The organism is Stenotrophomonas sp. YJH_SMC_130, from assembly GCF_059369035.1.
Genome location: NZ_JCAFSH010000002.1, coordinates 425,436 through 441,474, shown reverse-complemented (window position 1 = coordinate 441,474; position 16,039 = coordinate 425,436). Strand labels below are relative to the sequence as shown.

At 69.0% G+C, this 16,039-nt stretch carries 10 protein-coding genes; 6 read left to right on the top strand and 4 right to left on the bottom strand.

Annotated features, from left to right (window positions below; translation table 11 throughout):
- Positions 1-473: 473 nt before the first annotated feature.
- The 6 genes from AC5P5V_RS06160 to AC5P5V_RS06135 all read left to right on the top strand — a co-directional run bounded on the left by AC5P5V_RS06160 (position 474) and on the right by AC5P5V_RS06135 (position 6,163).
- Positions 474-929, top strand: a complete 456-nt coding sequence (locus tag AC5P5V_RS06160; protein WP_012481667.1) for a MarR family winged helix-turn-helix transcriptional regulator — start codon at positions 474-476, stop codon at positions 927-929.
- 108 nt (positions 930-1,037) lie between these two features.
- Positions 1,038-1,247 carry a DUF1656 domain-containing protein gene (locus tag AC5P5V_RS06155; RefSeq protein WP_134969452.1) on the top strand — a complete coding sequence of 70 codons (210 nt, stop codon included), beginning with the start codon at positions 1,038-1,040 and terminating at the stop codon, positions 1,245-1,247.
- Positions 1,244-2,161, top strand: coding sequence for an efflux RND transporter periplasmic adaptor subunit (locus AC5P5V_RS06150; RefSeq protein WP_061480710.1), 918 nt, complete (start codon positions 1,244-1,246; stop codon positions 2,159-2,161). The genes AC5P5V_RS06155 and AC5P5V_RS06150 overlap by 4 nt, the downstream gene beginning before the upstream one ends.
- The gene (locus AC5P5V_RS06145) at positions 2,158-3,627 is read left to right on the top strand and encodes an efflux transporter outer membrane subunit (protein ID WP_231352411.1); all 1,470 of its coding nucleotides are present in this window, start codon (positions 2,158-2,160) and stop codon (positions 3,625-3,627) included. The genes AC5P5V_RS06150 and AC5P5V_RS06145 overlap by 4 nt, the downstream gene beginning before the upstream one ends.
- A 3-nt stretch (positions 3,628-3,630) precedes the next feature.
- Positions 3,631-5,670, top strand: a complete 2,040-nt coding sequence (locus AC5P5V_RS06140) for an FUSC family protein (protein ID WP_134969385.1) — start codon at positions 3,631-3,633, stop codon at positions 5,668-5,670.
- Between the two features lie 94 nt (positions 5,671-5,764).
- Entirely contained in the window at positions 5,765-6,163 is a 399-nt protein-coding gene (locus tag AC5P5V_RS06135) for a hypothetical protein (RefSeq protein ID WP_134969384.1), read from the top strand.
- 277 nt (positions 6,164-6,440) lie between these two features.
- Here AC5P5V_RS06135 and AC5P5V_RS06130 read toward each other — a convergent pair whose 3' ends face one another.
- From AC5P5V_RS06130 to recC, 4 genes are all read right to left on the bottom strand, one after another.
- Positions 6,441-6,968, bottom strand: coding sequence for a hypothetical protein (locus tag AC5P5V_RS06130; protein ID WP_134969383.1), 528 nt, complete (start codon positions 6,966-6,968; stop codon positions 6,441-6,443).
- Positions 6,969-7,098: 130 nt separating this feature from the next.
- Positions 7,099-8,979 carry an exodeoxyribonuclease V subunit alpha gene (gene recD / locus AC5P5V_RS06125; RefSeq protein ID WP_231352413.1) on the bottom strand — a complete coding sequence of 627 codons (1,881 nt, stop codon included), beginning with the start codon at positions 8,977-8,979 and terminating at the stop codon, positions 7,099-7,101.
- Positions 8,976-12,656 (bottom strand): exodeoxyribonuclease V subunit beta, encoded by a 3,681-nt coding sequence (recB, locus tag AC5P5V_RS06120; RefSeq protein ID WP_231352415.1) that lies wholly within the window; start codon positions 12,654-12,656, stop codon positions 8,976-8,978. Before recB ends, recD begins: the two co-directional genes overlap by 4 nt.
- The gene (gene recC, locus AC5P5V_RS06115) at positions 12,653-15,997 is read right to left on the bottom strand and encodes an exodeoxyribonuclease V subunit gamma (protein ID WP_231352416.1); all 3,345 of its coding nucleotides are present in this window, start codon (positions 15,995-15,997) and stop codon (positions 12,653-12,655) included. The genes recB and recC overlap by 4 nt, the downstream gene beginning before the upstream one ends.
- Positions 15,998-16,039 lie beyond the last annotated feature (42 nt).

Here is a 16,039-nt window from a genome sequence, read left to right as displayed (position 1 = left end):
ACACGCCGTAAACCCATCCATGGGGCTCGGTCGGCGCATCCATGCGCCTCACGGTCCTGCCCTGCCGCCCTTCCCCATCCCTGACAGTTTCCTGCGGGCGCGGCCGGACCGCCCGAAAGCGGGGGCAAAGGCGGGGGTTCATGGCTTCGGAAGCAGCGCGCCGCTGCTGTGGTGTCTTCTGCTTTGGTGGGTGCGGACCGTTGGTCCGCACTGCTTCTGCTCTTGCTTCCAAGAGCCAACCCACCGCGCTCGCGGGGTGATGGGAAGGCAGCGGGGGCCGGGCGGGGCAGGACCGTCCGCGGCATGGATGCCGCGGCCGAGCCTACAGGGACGTACTTGCGGCGTGTCCTGCCCCGTCCGGCCCCCGCCGCCCCACCCGACACCAGGCAGGCGCAACGCTTTCCTCAACACACCCACCCATTCATAAAAACCCATTGATAGGAATGAAATTAGTAGTATCCTATCTATCTCTTATGGACCGACCCCTCGACGAGCGCACCGTGCTGCAGATGCAGCTCAGCTCCGGCCTGCTTTATGCAGGGCGGCAGTGGCAGCGCCTGGCCGACAGCCGGCTCGGCAGCTATGGCATCTCCACCGCCTGCACCATGCCGTTGCTGATGATCGGCCGGTCCGGCGGTGGCATCCGCCAGGTGGCGCTGGCCCAGCAGCTGGGCATGGAGGGTCCTTCCCTGGTGCGCCTGCTGGACAAGCTGTGCGCCAGCGACCTGGTCCGCCGCGAGAGCGACGCCAGCGACCGCCGCGCCAACCTGCTGTGGCTGACCGACGCGGGCCATGCGCTGGTCAGCGAGCTGGAAGACCAGTTGATCGGCCTGCGCCAGGACGTGTTCGGCGAGCTTTCCATGGATGAACTGCACGCCGTGCTGAAGGCCTGGCGCCTGCTGGCCGAGGCCGCCGACCGCATCACGTAAGAGCGCTGCCCCCGAACGCCGCCGCTGCCGTGCACACGCCAGCGGCTTTTGCCCGTTGCTGTTGTTTCGGTGTCCCTCCCCTCCCCCACCTCGTCCCCGCCCCTACCGATGCCCGGTGAATTCAGTCTCCACGGAGTGTTAGTCCCGACCCTGCTTGGGTTGATGGTGTTGGCCTATCTGGTCAACAGCGGCCTGCACGCGCTGCTGCAGCGTGCCGGCGCCTACCGCCATGTATGGCACCCGGCGCTGTTCAACCTGGCGCTGTACGGGATCGTGCTGGGCCTGCTGTTCCACCTCCTGCGTTGGATGCAATCGTGAACAAGATCGTGAAGAAGACCCTGCCGGTGCTGCTCACCAGCGCAGCCGTGATCATCGCCCTGCTGGTGCTGCGCCAGCTGTGGGTCTATTACATGGATGAGCCGTGGACCCGCGATGCCCACGTCGGCGCCGACGTGGTGCAGGTGGCGCCGGACGTGTCCGGGCTGGTGGAAACGGTGAACGTGGCCGACAACCAGGCGGTGAAGAAGGGCGACCTGCTGTTCGTCGTCGATCGCGCCCGCTACCGCATCGCGCTGGAGCAGGCCAAGGCCAGCCTGGCCGAGCGCCAGGCCTCGGTGGCACAGCTGCGCCGCGAGATCGGCCGCGACCGCAGCCTGCAGGACCTGGTCGCCGCCGAGGACGCCGAAGTACGCCGCGCCAAGCTGCAGGCCGCACAGGCGGCGCTGGCCACCGCACAGGCTGCGGTCGACCTGGCCGAGCTCAACCTCGGCCGTACCGAGGTGCGCGCCCCGGCCGATGGCCGGGTCAGTGACCGCACGATGCGCGTGGGCGACTACGTGGTGGCCGGCAAGCCGGTGCTGGCGCTGCTGGATACCGGCTCGTTCCGCATCGATGGCTACTTCGAGGAGACCCGGCTGCGCGGCGTGGCGCCGGGGCAGACGGTGGACATCCGGCTGATGGGTGAATCGACGCCGCTGCGCGGCCACGTGGAAAGCATTGCCGCCGGTATCGAGGACCGCTACCGCAGCAACGGCAGCACCCTGCTGCCGAACGTGACCCCGGCCTTCGACTGGGTGCGGCTGGCTCAGCGCATCCCGGTGCGCATCGCCATCGACGAAGTGCCCAAGGGCGTGGAACTGATCGCCGGGCGCACCGCCACGGTGACCGTGGACACCGGCCGCCATCCGCACAACGACAAGGCCGGCGCTTCGCCGACACAGGCGGGCCTGTGAACGCCGCCCTGCCCCGTCTCGGCCTGATCGTCGCACTGGCCAGCCTGGCCGCGTGCAGAACCGTCGGCCCGGACTATGCACTGCCGGAAGGCTCGGCGTTCAAGCGCCCGCAGGCCAATGCGGCCTTCATCGATACGCAGAACCCGCAGGTGGCTGCCAACCAGGCGCTGCCCGACCGCTGGTGGTCGCTGTACAACGACCCGGTGCTGGACGGGCTGATCACCCAGGCACTGCGTGACAACGTGGAACTGAAGGCCGCCGATGCGCACCTGCGCCGTGCGGCCGCCGTGTACGAACAGGCGCTGGACGCGGGCGGATTCGAGTACGAGGCCGAGGCCGGCGTCAGCCGCGCGCAGTTGTCGGCCGAATCGTTCCTGCAGGAGCACGAGCTGCCGGTGATCAACCTGGCCGATGGCAAGTTCGCGGTCAGCTACCAGTTCGACCTGTTCGGCAAGCTCAAGCGCGGCGCCGAGGCAGCGCGTGCCGACGAGCAGTCGGTCGCTGCGGCGCGCGACCTGGCCCAGGTCAGCGTGGTCGCGCAGGTCGCCGACAGCTATCTGGAAATCTGCCACGCCAACCACGAACTGCACGTGGCCGAGCATTCGCTGCAGCTGCAGCAGCGCAGCCGCAGTGTCACCGAGCGCCTGATCGCGGCCGGCCGCGGCACGCCGCCGGAACTGGCCCGCGCCAATGCGCAGGTGGCACTGCTGGAGGCGGCACTGCCGCCGCTGCGCGCGCAGCGTTCGGCCGCGGCCTATTCGCTGGCCGCACTGCTGGGCCAGACCCCAGGCCAGTTGCCGGCCGGCGTGATCGACTGCGCGCACGCGCCCGGCTTGGCGCAGCCGCTGCCGGTCGGTGATGGCCGGGCCCTGCTGCAGCGCCGCCCCGACGTGCGCCAGGCCGAACGCAAGCTGGCCTCGGCCACCGCGCGGATCGGCGTGGCCACCGCCGAGCTGTACCCGGACATCCGCCTCGGCGCTTCGGTCGGTGCCGCCGGCCTGCTGGAAGACTTCGGCACGCCGATGACCCAGCAGTGGTCGATCGGCCCGCTGATCTCGTGGACACTGCCCTCCTCGGGCACGCATGCCCGCATCCACGCCGCCGAAGCCGGTGCCGACGCCGCGCTGGCCGAGTTCGACCACACCGTGCTGCAGGCACTGCGCGAGACCCAGACTGCGCTGGACCGCTATGCGCAGGACCTGCGCCGACTGCAGTCGCTGCGCGTGGCGCAGGAGCAGGCCGCGCTGGCCGCCGAGCAGAACCGCCGGCTGTACCAGGGCGGCCGCACACCCTACCTGTCCAGCCTGGATGCCGACCGCAGCCTGGCCACCAGCGACGCCACCCTGGCCGCCGCCGAAGCGCAGGTCTCGCGCGACCAGATCCATCTGTTCCTGGTGCTGGGTGGCGGCTGGCAGGCAACGGTTGCCCCGGCGGCGCCGGCCACCGCACAGGCCTCGGCGAAGTAAGCCATGAACGCGCTGACCGACCGCCAGGCGTGGCTGTTCTCGATCAAGACCTACCTGGCCGCGGTGGCCGCGCTGTACATCGCCATGGCCGGCAACCTGTCGCGCCCCTACTGGGCGATGGGCACGGTGTACATCGTCAGCCAGCCGCTGCTGGGCCCGACCCGCGCCAAGGGCGTGTACCGCATCGTCGGCACACTGGTGGCCGGGCTGGCCACGCTGCTGGTACTGCCGGCGCTGGTGGAAACCCCGTTGGTGCTGAGTGCGGCGATGTCGATCTGGCTGGCCGGTTGCCTGTTCATGGCCCTGCTCAACCGCGGCCCTCGCGGCTACGCGTTCCTGTTGGCCGGCTACACCACCGCCTTCATCGGCTTCCCGGCAGTCACCTCGCCGGAGACCATCTTCGACACCGTGGTGGCGCGCAGCGAGGAGATCATCCTCGGCACGGTGGTGGCCGTGCTGTTTGCCTCGCTGCTGTTCCCGGCGTCGGTACGCCCGATGCTGCGCGCCCGCATCGGCAACTGGATGGAGGACGCCGCGCAGTGGTGCCGGCAGATCCTTGAGCGTGGCCGCGCACACGCGCCGCGCAACCGGCTGGCTGCCGACCTGGTGCAGTTCGAGGCGCTGATCGAATTCCTGCGCCGCGATGATCCACGCCATGCCGGTTCGGCAGTGTCGATGGAGCGCCTGCGCGAGCGCATGCTGTTGCTGTTGCCGGTGTTGTCGTCAATCGCCGATCGCCTGAGTGCGCTGCGCAGCGATGGCCAGGCCCTGCCGGATGGGCTGCCGGCGCTGGTCGACGACATCCGCGATTGGCTGGATGGCCCGACCAACGCCAGCGAGTACGCCCGCCTGCGCGCGCGCATCAGCGCGCTGAAGCCGCAGGTGGACCGCGACCTGCAGCACCTGCAGCTGGCCAGCCTGCTGCTGCGCCTGGAGGAACTGGTGGACCTGTGGCAGGACTGCCGCACCCTGCAGCACGCGATCGATCAGGGCACCGCGCCGTTGGATCGCGCGCACTACCGCATCCGCACCGAACGGGTGGCCGCCGACAGGCACGTCGACTACGGCATGGCACTGTTCTCCGCGCTCAGTGCCGGCGTGGCGCTGATGAGTTACTGCGTGCTGTGGATCGCGCTGGGCTGGGAAGGCGGCGGCAACGGCGCGATGATGGCGGCGGTGACGGCCGCATTTTTTGCCGCACAGGACGATCCGGCTCCCAGCATGGTGCAGTTCCTGGTGTGGGCGATGGTCGCCTCGGTAGTGGCGGGCGTGTACCTGTTCGGCGTGTTCCCGGCCGTGCACGACTTTGGCCTGCTGGCACTGGTGCTGGCGGTGGCGTTCCTGCCCTTGGGGCTGATGCTGCACCACCCCAAGAGCGCGTTGTTCGCGCTGCCGCTGACAGTGAACCTGGCCGCGCTGCTGAGCCTGCAGAACACCTACAGCGCCAACATCCAGACCTTCCTCAACTCGTCCATCGCAATGTTCATCGGCATTGGCTTTGCGGTGGTGATGACCCGCCTGTTCCGTTCGGTAGGTGCCGAGTGGACCGCGCGCCGGCTGGTGCGGCAGGGCTGGACCACGCTGGCCGAAGCCGCCGAAGGACGCGGCCAGCAGGATCGGCAGCGCTTCGCCGCACGCATGCTCGACCTGCTGGGCCTGCTCGCCCCGCGCCTGGCGGCGACGCCCGAGGGCAGTGACATCGCTTCGGTGGACATGCTCAATGAGGCGCGCATCGGCCTGAATATCCTGCAGCTGCGCCGTGCACGGCTGGAACTGCCCGAGCGCAGCCGTGAGGCGGTCGAGCATATTCTTGAAGAGATCGCCGTGCATTACCGCCGTCAGATCGCCGCGCGCAAACCCATTGTGGCGGCCGAGGCGCTGCGTGAGCGGCTGGATACCTCGCTGGGCCGGGTCGGCAGCGTGGGCGCCTGCAAGGCCCGCGACGAGGCGCTGATGGGCCTGATCGGGCTGCGCTTTGCGTTGTTCCCGGAGGCGAAGGCGTTGGCGCCGGGATGGGTAGGCGCCGAATCGCCGTCCGTGTAATGCGATCCGCCAGGCGCGGCCCGGCGCTACCATCGTGGCCCGGTAGCGCCGGGCCGTGCCCGGCGGCCACTCGCGATCCCCACAGGACGGTTCAATGAGTTACGACATGATGGTGTTCGAGGCCAGCGCGGCCCCGCGCGAAGCGGCGGCCTTCATCGCCTGGTTCGAGAAGCAGACGCAGTGGAACGAGCGCCACGAGTACGACGACCCGGCGGTCAGCAGCCTGGCGCTGCAGGCGTGGTTCGCGGAGATGGCGCAGGAGTTCCCGCCCCTGGACGGCCCGTTGAGCAACGACGGTGATGATCGCGCTGAGGTGACCGAGTACAGCATCGGCCGGCAGGTGATCTACGGCGCGTTCGCGCACTCGGTGGCCGAGCGCGCGCACGGGCGGGTGCAGGATCTGGCCGAGAAGCACGGCGTGGGCTTCTTCGACGTGAGTGCGGATGAAGCGGCGATCGTGTTTCCGGATGGGTTGGTGTTGATTGCTGAATGACGGGGGCGGCAGGGCTGCGCCCTGCACCTGCCGGATCAACGTCAACGTCAAAAGCGGGCTATCCGTGGGATGGCGGGGTGGGTCCGGTTGCGGGGGACGCTACAAGTACGTCCCTGTAAGCTCGGTCGCCGCATCCATGCGGCTCACGCCCCCGCAACCGGACCCACCCCGCCTTCGACAGTTTTCCGGTGGCCGGTAGATCCACGCCATGCGTGGATGAGCGTGGAAATGATCGAAGTACGCTTTTGTAGAGTCGAGCGATGCTCGACTGCTTCTGCTAGCGATTCCGGAACAGCTCCATCATCTCATCCACTTCCTCAGGTGCAATCTGACTCAGCATCCGCGCTGCACCGAAGTTTCCATGTTCCAAGGCGAGTATTGTCAACAGGCACGAGCTCATACGTTCATCATGCCTTCCCGTGACAATGCTCGCAGCAAATCGCGCGAGCTTCTGTAAAGCCTCCGAATACTCTGGCTCCACGACATCGAGAAGCGGAATGATGGCTTCCCGCCTCTGCATTTCAATCGAGATTGGCAGTCCAACGAAGTGAAACGTTAGCAACTCTGGCCATGTCAGAAGTGTTCTTACAATATGCGGCACAGCCGCAAACGAAGCGCTGTAGACGTCCCCTTGATGGCACAGGCTGTTCCACAACTCGTGCCAGGTGTCCTCGATCGGATCGTCTTCGGATCTTTCGTTTTTCGGGATACTGAGATTGGCCAGCAGCTCCGGAATGTCATCCGCAGCGCCATAGGCATGCTGCAGTTCGGCCCATCGTGGGTCATCCAGAGCGATAAGGGCCATGTGCCGGTTCCTGTGTCGTGGAATAGCAACGCAGGATAGGTAGCGCCAACGGCGTCATCAAACGGCAAATGCGACATCGGGGCGATGGGGTCAGAGCCCTTTCCCGATGGGAACGGGATCCGACCCCGATTCAGAACAAGGTGCCCTGCACCGTGGGCTGTTCGACACGCGTTGGTGCTTCAACCACGTCTTCCGCACCCAACCGCCAGGCCAGGCCGCCCAAGCGGCTGGCGTGCCGCTTCAGTGCGGCCTGCAGCACGTCGGCGCTGCAGGCCACATGCAGTACCTGGCGGGCGCGGGTCAGGCCGGTGTAGACCAGTTCGCGTGACAGCACGCGGCTGTCCTGGCGTGGCAGCTGCAACCACACTTCATCGAACTCCGAGCCCTGTGCCTTGTGCACGGTCATCGCAAAGGCGCTTTCGTGCGCGGGCAGTGCTGCGGGGTGGAAGGCGCGCGGCTGGTCGACGCTGTCGCCGGGGAACCAGGCCACCATCGCGCCGCTGCCATCGCGCAGGCAGATGCCGATATCGCCGTTGAACAGGCGGTGCCGGTAGCTGTTCTCGGTGACCAGCAGCAGGCGGCCCTGGAAGTAGCCCGGGGTGTTGCCTGCCAGCAGCTGTTCGATACGGCTGTTGAGCCCGCGCGCGCCCTGCGGGCCTTCGCGCAATGCGGTCAGCACGCGCAGGCGCCCGGCCTGCTGCAGGGCACTTACCGGATCAGCGGCCTCGGCCAGCGCGCGCCAGTGGCCGAGCAGATGCTCGCGTTGGCCACGCAATGGATCGGCTTCGCCTTCATGGAAATGCACGCCAGCCAGTGAACCGCCACGCAGCAGCTGCAGCGCGGTGCCGCTGTCGCCTTCACGCACGGCATGCGCCAGCGGTGCCAGGTCCAGCGCATCACTCTGCCGGTAGCCGCGTTGCAGCTGTACGCGACGGCCGGCGAAGGCGCGTGGTGCGGCCTGCGGCTGCAAGGTGGCCGGTGCCAGCAGGCCATGCAGCGCCAGCGCATCGTCGGCGCGGGTGCCGATGCCATCACCGCTGGCGCGCAGGATCGCGCTGAGCACATCACCGGCTTCGACCGACGGCAACTGATCGGGATCGCCGAGCAGGATCAGGCGGGTGCCGCTGGCAATCGCATCGACCAGCTTGGCCATCATCGGCAGATCGATCATCGACGCTTCGTCGACCACCACCACATCCACCGGCAGTGGATTATCAGCGTGGTGGCGGAAGCGCGGTGAATCGGGAATCACGCCGAGCAGGCGATGGAGGGTGGTGCCGGTACTGGGCAATGCCGCGCACAGCGTCGCATCCACTCCTTGTTCCTGCAGACGTTGCACGGCTACGCGAAGGCTCTCGGCCATGCGCTCGGCAGCGCGACCGGTCGGCGCGGCCAACGCCACCTCGGGCAGCGGCTGGCCGGCGTGCCGGGCCTGCGCGGCCAGCAGCAGCAACAGGCGTGCGATGGTGGTGGTCTTGCCTGTGCCGGGGCCGCCGGTGACCAGCGCCAGCGGATGGCGCAGCGTCACGCCGGCTGCGCGTGCCTGGTGATCTTCACCGCGCGATGCGTGCGCGAACAGCTGCGCGAACAACGGCGCCAACGCTGCCATGTCCGGCGCCGGCAGCGGATGCCGGCCGATGCGCTGCAGACCGGTGGCCAACTGGCGCTCGTACTCGCGGTAGCGGCGCAGGTAGAGCAGGCCGTTCTCCAGCACCAAGGGGGCATCCCCGGCGATGGCGTCAGCCTGCTCCGGCGTCGCCACCCAGGGCGATGCGCGCAGCTGCGCCAGCCAGGCCTGCGCGGCGGGCCACTCGGGCACGCCTTCCAGCAACCGCTGCGGTTGTGCCGGATCGAACGCGGCGTGGCCCTGCGACACCGCCAGCGAAGCCAGCGCCGCCGCCAGTGCCACACTGTCGGGCGTGTCGTCGCGCAGCCGCTGCAGGCTGGTCGCCAATGCATGGTCGAGGGTGCGCAGCAGGCCCTTCTGGTGCAGTTCCTTCAGCAGGTTCATGCGCTGGCTCCTCGGGCACGCGCGGCGAGCTGGGCCTGGGCCTGCTCGCCGCCGGCGAACAGCGCGTCGAGTGCATCCACCAGCGCGAACGGGAAACGATCCACGTGCACGCCATTGCCCGTGCCATCCAGGCCGCGGCAGAACAGGTAACGGATGCCGCCCATGTCGCGCTCGTAGTCGTAGGCGGCGCCCAGGCGGAAGCGCAGCCAGCGATGCAGGGCCACGGTGTAGATCAGCGCCTGCAGATCGTATTCGCTGTGGCGCATGGCAATGGCCAGCAGGTCCGGGCTGTAGCCGGGCAGGCGGTTGGACTTGTAGTCGAGCACGTACCACCGGCCATCACGCACGTAGGTCAGGTCGATCATGCCGGTCATCAGCCCCTCCAGGCGGCGGCGCTGGCCGAAGCCGCGGCGGCCACTGGAAACACCGTGCGCATGCAGCACCTGCAGCAGCGCCGGCACGGTGGTCGCCTCGATGGCGAAATGGAAGTCGATTTCGGCGCGGCGCTCGCCTTCACCGAGGCTGTACAGCGCACCGCCTTCGGGCAGCGGTACGGTCAGCGTGTGGCCCACCAGCGGCACCAGCACCGCTACGCCATCGTCCAGATCGACGTCGGCATAGCCCTCATCGTGCAGCGCCTTGCGCAGCACCTCGACCTGGCCCTCGGGAGCTTCCCGGCCTGGTTGCCAGTCAGCCCATGCGGCGAAGTCGACGTTTTCCATTGCCTCGTGCAGCACGTTGCCGAAGCGGCTGCCCATGAAACGCGAGTCGAGCGGCGCGCTGTCCTCGGCCACCGCGGCGGCTTCCGGCAGTGCCGGTTCCAGCGGCAGCTCCGGGCCGGTGGGTTCGTCGGCTGCCGGCGCCGGCAGCGCGGTGGCAGCGGCTTCGATGTCACTGCCCGCGCCGGCATCGGCGTGGGCCAGCTGGGTGAAGCTGTACACCCACCAGTCGTGCGGAACGCGCCGGGTCAGTGCACGCACCGCCGGAAGATCCCCTTCCACTTCGGCCGCCAGCTGCGGCAGCGCAGCCGGTACCTCACTGTCATCGATGCACACATCGGCATGCGCGCGCAGCGCCTGCAGGTCACCCAGCAGCGGTGCCAGCCGCGTCCTGCCGAGCCCGGCCAGATCACCCACGGCGATCCACAGCGCGTGCTCGGCGCGGGTCAGGCCGACATACAGCAGGCGCGCATCCTCGGCACGCTGCTCGCGCTCGCGCTGCGCAGTGGCCGCTTCCCAGGCCTCGTCCTTGCCCAGCTTCCAGTGCAGCTGGCGCTGGCCGCCCACATGCACCGTGCAGTGCGAGGCGGTGTTGGGCGCACCGCCGTCGATGCCCACGAAGGGCAGGAACACCAGCGGGTACTCCAGGCCCTTGCTCTTGTGCAGGGTGATGATCTGCACGCGGCGCGCATCCGATTCCAGGCGCAGCAGCTGCTGCTCGTCATCCTGGTCGGCGCTGGCCATCTGGCCCTGCAGCCAGTCCAGCAGGCCGTGCATGCCCAGCGCCTGCGCCGAGGCCTCCTGCAGCAGTTCGCCCAGCTGCAGGTAGTTGGTCAGGCGGCGCTCGCCATCGATCAGGGCCAGCAGGCGTTCGCCCTGCGCGGCGCAGACGTCGGCGATCACCGCGAACGGGCCGCCGCGCTGCCAGCGCTCGCGCCAATGCAGGAGCTGCGCCTGGAACCCGCGTTGCAGGTCGCCCTCGTGCTCCATCGCCGCGATCGCACTGGCGCGCTGGCCGAGCAGCACCGTGGCCAGCGCCGCGCGCAGGCGGCCCTCGTCAGCCGGCTGCAGCAGCGCCAGCAGCAGTGCACGCAGATCACGCGCTTCGCTGGTGGCGAACAGACTCTGCTTGCCCGCTGCCACGGCAGGAATGCCGACCGCGGCCAGCGCGCGCTGCACCAGCGTGGCCTCACGATGCGAGCGCACCAGCACCGCGATGTCACCCGGCTGTACCGGGCGCCCACGCAGCACCGCATTGCCGGCGCGCGCCGCGACCAGGATCTGGTGGATCGCCGCCACACAGGCCTGGGTCGCTGCTTCGCGCGAGGCATCGGCACTCATCGCCTTGTCACCGCCACTTCGCAGCACGCGCAGGGTGAGTGCCGGGGCGGCATGGCCGTCGCGCTGGTAGTCCGCATCGCTGCGCACGCCACCGGGCCGCACCGGCTCGAACTGGATGTCACGCTCGAGGAAGGCGTCTTCGCCACCGTTGTCGTACAGCGCCTGCAGCGCGCGCAGCACGGCCGGTCGCGAGCGGAAGTTCTGGTCAAGCACCGGCGCCTGTTGCGCCGCCCGCTTGGCCTTCAGGTAAGTGTGGATATCACCGCCACGGAAACCGTAGATCGCCTGCTTGGGATCGCCGATCAGGAACAGCGCCGGTGCCAGGCCGAGCTCGCGCACTTCCGGTGAATCGCCGAACACGGTGTGGAAAATGCCCCACTGACGGTCGTCGGTATCCTGGAACTCATCGACCAGCGCGATGCGGTACTGCGCGCGCAGCTGCTTGACCAATGCCAGCCGCTGCGGGCCTTCCAGGGCCAGTGCCACGCCATCGATCAGATCGTCGTAGGTCTGCACCCGGCGGGTGCGCTTCAGCGCCTGCAGGCGCTGTCTGGCTTCGTCGCGAAGCACGTGCAGGAAGTTCAATGCGGTGGCACGCAGCCAGGCATCGCGTTCGGCCAGAAGCGCGACATAGCGGGCCAACGGCGCCTGCAATGGCGACGATGGCGTGCGCTCGGCGAATTTCTTGTTGGTCTTGGCTGCCAGCGCCTCCGGCAGCAGTGCCGGCAGGCGCTCGCTGGTCAGCAGCTCGCGCGGGTCGGCGCGCTCGGCCCAGCCCAGCAGTTGCCGGCCCAGCGGGTGCAGCCAGCCCAGCTTGTACGACACGCCGTTGATCCATTTGTTGTCGACCGCATCGCAGAGGTCGATGAAGAACTGCTCGCCATGCTCGCGCACGCTTGCGGACAGCTCTTCGGCAACACCCTGCAGGGCGGCCTGCGGATCGGGCAGCGCCACCGCCTGTGGCAACGGGTGCAGCGGCGGCGCGGCCAGCAGCGCGCGCAGATCGGCGGCCAGTGCGTCCGGGGTGGACCACAGCCAGGTCAGCGGTTCCAGCGTGGCCGGGTCATTGGCATGTACCCGCCACAGGTCGGCCGCGAGCGCTTCCAGCAACTCACGGTCGCTGGCCAGCAGCTCCGGCGGATCAAAGGTGTGGCCGCTCTCCAGCGCATGCTCGCGCAGCACGCGGGTGCAGAAGCCATGGATGGTGAAGATGGACGCAAGGTCGATCTCATCGGCGGCGACCTGCAGGCGGCGCTTCAGTGCGGCGGCGCGCTCGGTACCTCCCTGCAGATGGCGCTGCAGCACCTCGCGGGTCAGCCGCACGTCCGGTGCTTCGCCTTCGACCGCTTCCAGATCGACCAGTCGCGCCGCCAGCGCCAGGCGCTCGCGGATGCGCTTGCGCAGTTCCTGGGTAGCCGCATCGGTGAAGGTCACCGCCAGGATCTGTCCGATGCGCAGGCCCTGCTCTACCACCAGGCGGGTAAACAGCGTAGCCAGGGTGAAGGTCTTGCCGGTACCGGCGCTGGCTTCGATCAGGCGGATGCCATCCAGCGGCAGGGCCAGATAGGGATCGACCGCCATGCACTGGGCTCGCTCATCGATGAAGGCGGGGCTCATGCGCTGCCCTCCTGGCGCGTTGCGGCGCCGAGGGTGCGGCCTTCGCGCACCGCGCTGAAGACCACCTGGCTGTTGCGCAGCAGGTCGGCATAACTGGCATCGGAGGCGAACGGGTCGGCACCCCGCAGCAGCAGCTGCCAGGCGTCGCTGCTGGATTCACCCCAGCTGCGGTCGCTGCCGTGCCACTGCTTCCAGCCCTCGCTGCGCTGTTTCTCTGCCGGCGCGTTGTACAGCGCCCAGCCCGTATACGGGGCAAAGCGCAGCGGCTCACGCAGGCCGCGCTGGCGCAACAGCAGCAGCGCGCGCAGCGCCGCGCGTGCAGCAGGCGCGCTCAGTGCCGGCAGTACATGCGGGCCGGGACCGGCGTCGCCGCCATCGTGGAACTGCACAAGGGGCAGTGCGTCGCCGGCGGCGTTGGCCAGCAGCCAGTCCAGGCCCTGGCGGATCACTACATTGCCATTGAGCGTGCCGGCACGCAGCCGCACCAGGCCTTCGGGATGCCGATCGGCCACGCGGCCGTGCAGGCGCACGCCATCGATGTCCACTTCGTAGCGACGGCTTTCCAGCGGCTCGCCCTGCATCCAGCCCAGCAACGCACTGGCATACGGGCGAGTCTTCAACTGCTCCACCTCGAACTGGCGCTGGCCCAATGGACCGGACGGCAGCAGGCCACGCGCGCGCAGCCGCGGGTACAACGGTTCGGTATCGCCACTGAGCGTGGCGCGCACCACCGCCGCCTGCACGCTGCGCTTTTCCGGGCCGCGCGATGACAGCACCAGCGGTTCCAGGTCATCAACTTCCCCGGCATCGTCGGCCAGGCGCAGGCCCATCGACTGTGCGAGGAACTGCCCGGCCGGGTCGCACAGGAAGCGGCGCAGGGTGTCGAGCGCGAGCTCGTCTTCCACGGCATCGTCGGGCGGCGGCGGCAGCGGGGCATCGAACCACGGCTGCAGGCCCCCACGCTGGCCGGTGAGGCGGCCGGCAGCGGGATGCCATTGCCGCCGATAGCTGAAGCGGCGTGGATCCCCCTCTCCGAACGCCGCCGGTGAGAACGGCTGCAGTGCATGGCGCACGGTAAAGTCGCGGACCGCCGCAGGCGGATCGAGGTGATACGCGGCGGCGGCATCGATCAGTTCACTGACCAGCACCGACGGCTCACGCACGCTGCCATCGCGTGGATCGGCGCCGAGGTAGCTGAGGTAGAACACCTCCTGCGCGGCGGCGAACAGCTGCAGGAACAGGAAGCGGTCGTCTTCGCGGGTGGAGCGATCGCCCGGGCGGCGGCGTGGCGTGTCCAGCTCGGCGGTGAGCTGGTTGAGGCCCGCGGCCGGGTCACGACGCGGGAAATCGCCATCATTGAGACCGAGCACGCAGATCACCCGGAACGGCAGCAGGCGCATCGGCACCATGCGGCCGAAACTGATGCCACCGGTCAGCAGCGGCGCGCGCGTATCGGACTCACCCAGTACACCGGCGAAGTGCGAACGCACCACCTCAGGCGGCACGCCGTCTTCGAACCCGGCCTTGGCGGCATCGTCGGCGAACTGATTCAGCAGCTTGCGCAGGCGCTCGAGGGCACGCTGGCTGTTGGGCGAGCTGGGCGCGGTCGGCAGCAGCGCGTCCAGCAGCGACAGCAGCCGTTGCCGCCACTGCGCCGGGGTCAGCAGCTCGCCGAGGCGACGCTGGTAGACCGCCAGCACGCGCAGCAGCCGCAGCAGCCGGTCCAGTGCTTCCAGCGCGCCGCCTTCCAGCTCGATCCACGGCGCCACGCCGGCCAGGTCCGCCTCGCTGCCGGTGGCGTGACCGAGCACCAGGCGGTCCAGTGCGAACTGCCAGGTGTAGGCGTCATCAGCCGGGGCCTGGTGCTGGTTGCGGTGCTTCGCATCCAGGCCCCAGCGTGCGCCGGCCTGCTGCAGCCAGCCATGCAGGCGATCGAAGTCCACTGCTTCCAGCCCGGCCGCTTCGGCCAGCGGCGCGCTGGCGAGCAGGTCCAGCACCTCGTTCAGGCCGAAACGCGAGACCGGCAGGCCCAGCAGGTGCACGAACACATCGGCCAGCGGCTCTCCTGCCAGTGGGCTGCTGTCGGCCAGCGCGTAGGGAATATGCTCCTCCTCGCCGCCGCGGCCGCCGAACACCGCCTCCAGGTACGGCACATAGGGATCGATGTCCGGCGCCAGCACCGCGATCTCGCGCGCCTGCAGCGGCGGGTCGAAGCGCGGGTCCTGCAGCAGGCTGCGCAACTGGTCGTGCAGCACCTGCAGCTCGCGCAGCCGGGTGTGGCAGGCATGCACCTGCAGGCTGGGGTCGTCGCTGCGCAGCCCATCGCGCAGCTCGCCCGAGGGCAGTGCGCGGCGGTGGAACAGATCGCGCTGCAGGCGATGCAGCAGGCTGTCGGACAGGCCGCCTTCGTCAAGGGTCGGCCGGGTGTCTTCTTCCGGATCCGAATACGCGGCAATCTCGCCGGCCGGGTGCACCACCTCGTAGCTGCCCAGCACCGCCATGAAGTCGCGGCCGGCCGCACCCCAGGCTTCCAGCAGGCGGTTCTCACCAGCCGCTTCACCGAAGGGATCGGGTGCGCCGCTGCGCAGGCGCTCGGCCAGCGTCTGCAGGTCACCCCAGTACGACTGCACCGGAGTGGGCATATAGAAGTGCAGCTCGCCCACCCGCGCCTGGGTGGCCATCACCCGCAGCACGTCGGGCGAGATGTTGAGCGTCGCGAACGCGGACATGCGCGGTGGCAGGCCCTGTGGCAGCGGCTGGCCGGCGCCCTCGAAGCGATCCAGGTACGCCTGGATGCGGCGCGCGCGGTAGTCGCGGCCATGGGCGATGGTGCGCCAGAGGATCGCCTGCGGGTCAGCCGGGTCGGCGCCGGCCTCCCAGCGCAGCAACCAGTCGCGGCGCCAGGCCTGGTACTTCTCGAACACCGACGCCAGTTCACCGGCCAGTGCCCACGGCTTCAGGGCGTCGCCGCCGGCAAGATAGGACTGCAGCGCGCGCATCGGTGGCTGCGCCAGCAGCGCCGGGTCGCGCAGTGCCTGGTACAGCTTCCAGTGCAGGCCCGCCGCGTCCAGGTCGTCGCGTTCGCCCGGCACATTGGCATTGAGTGCACGGGCAACGAACTCGCCCGGGGTCAGGAACTCGAGGTTGGCGGCCACGCCATATTCGGCAGCGAGTGTCGCTTGCAGCCAACGCCGCATCGCCACCTGCGGGATCAGCACCACCTCCGGCGCGAGCAACGGCTGGCCCGGAACAGGCTCACGCACGTTGCGCGCCAGCAGCGCAGCCAGCACGTCCAGGGAGTTGGAATGGTAGAGGCGGAAATCGCTGCCCGGGTCACTCATCGTGCACAGTGTGCAGCACGGCAGGCAGTATTCAATGGCCCG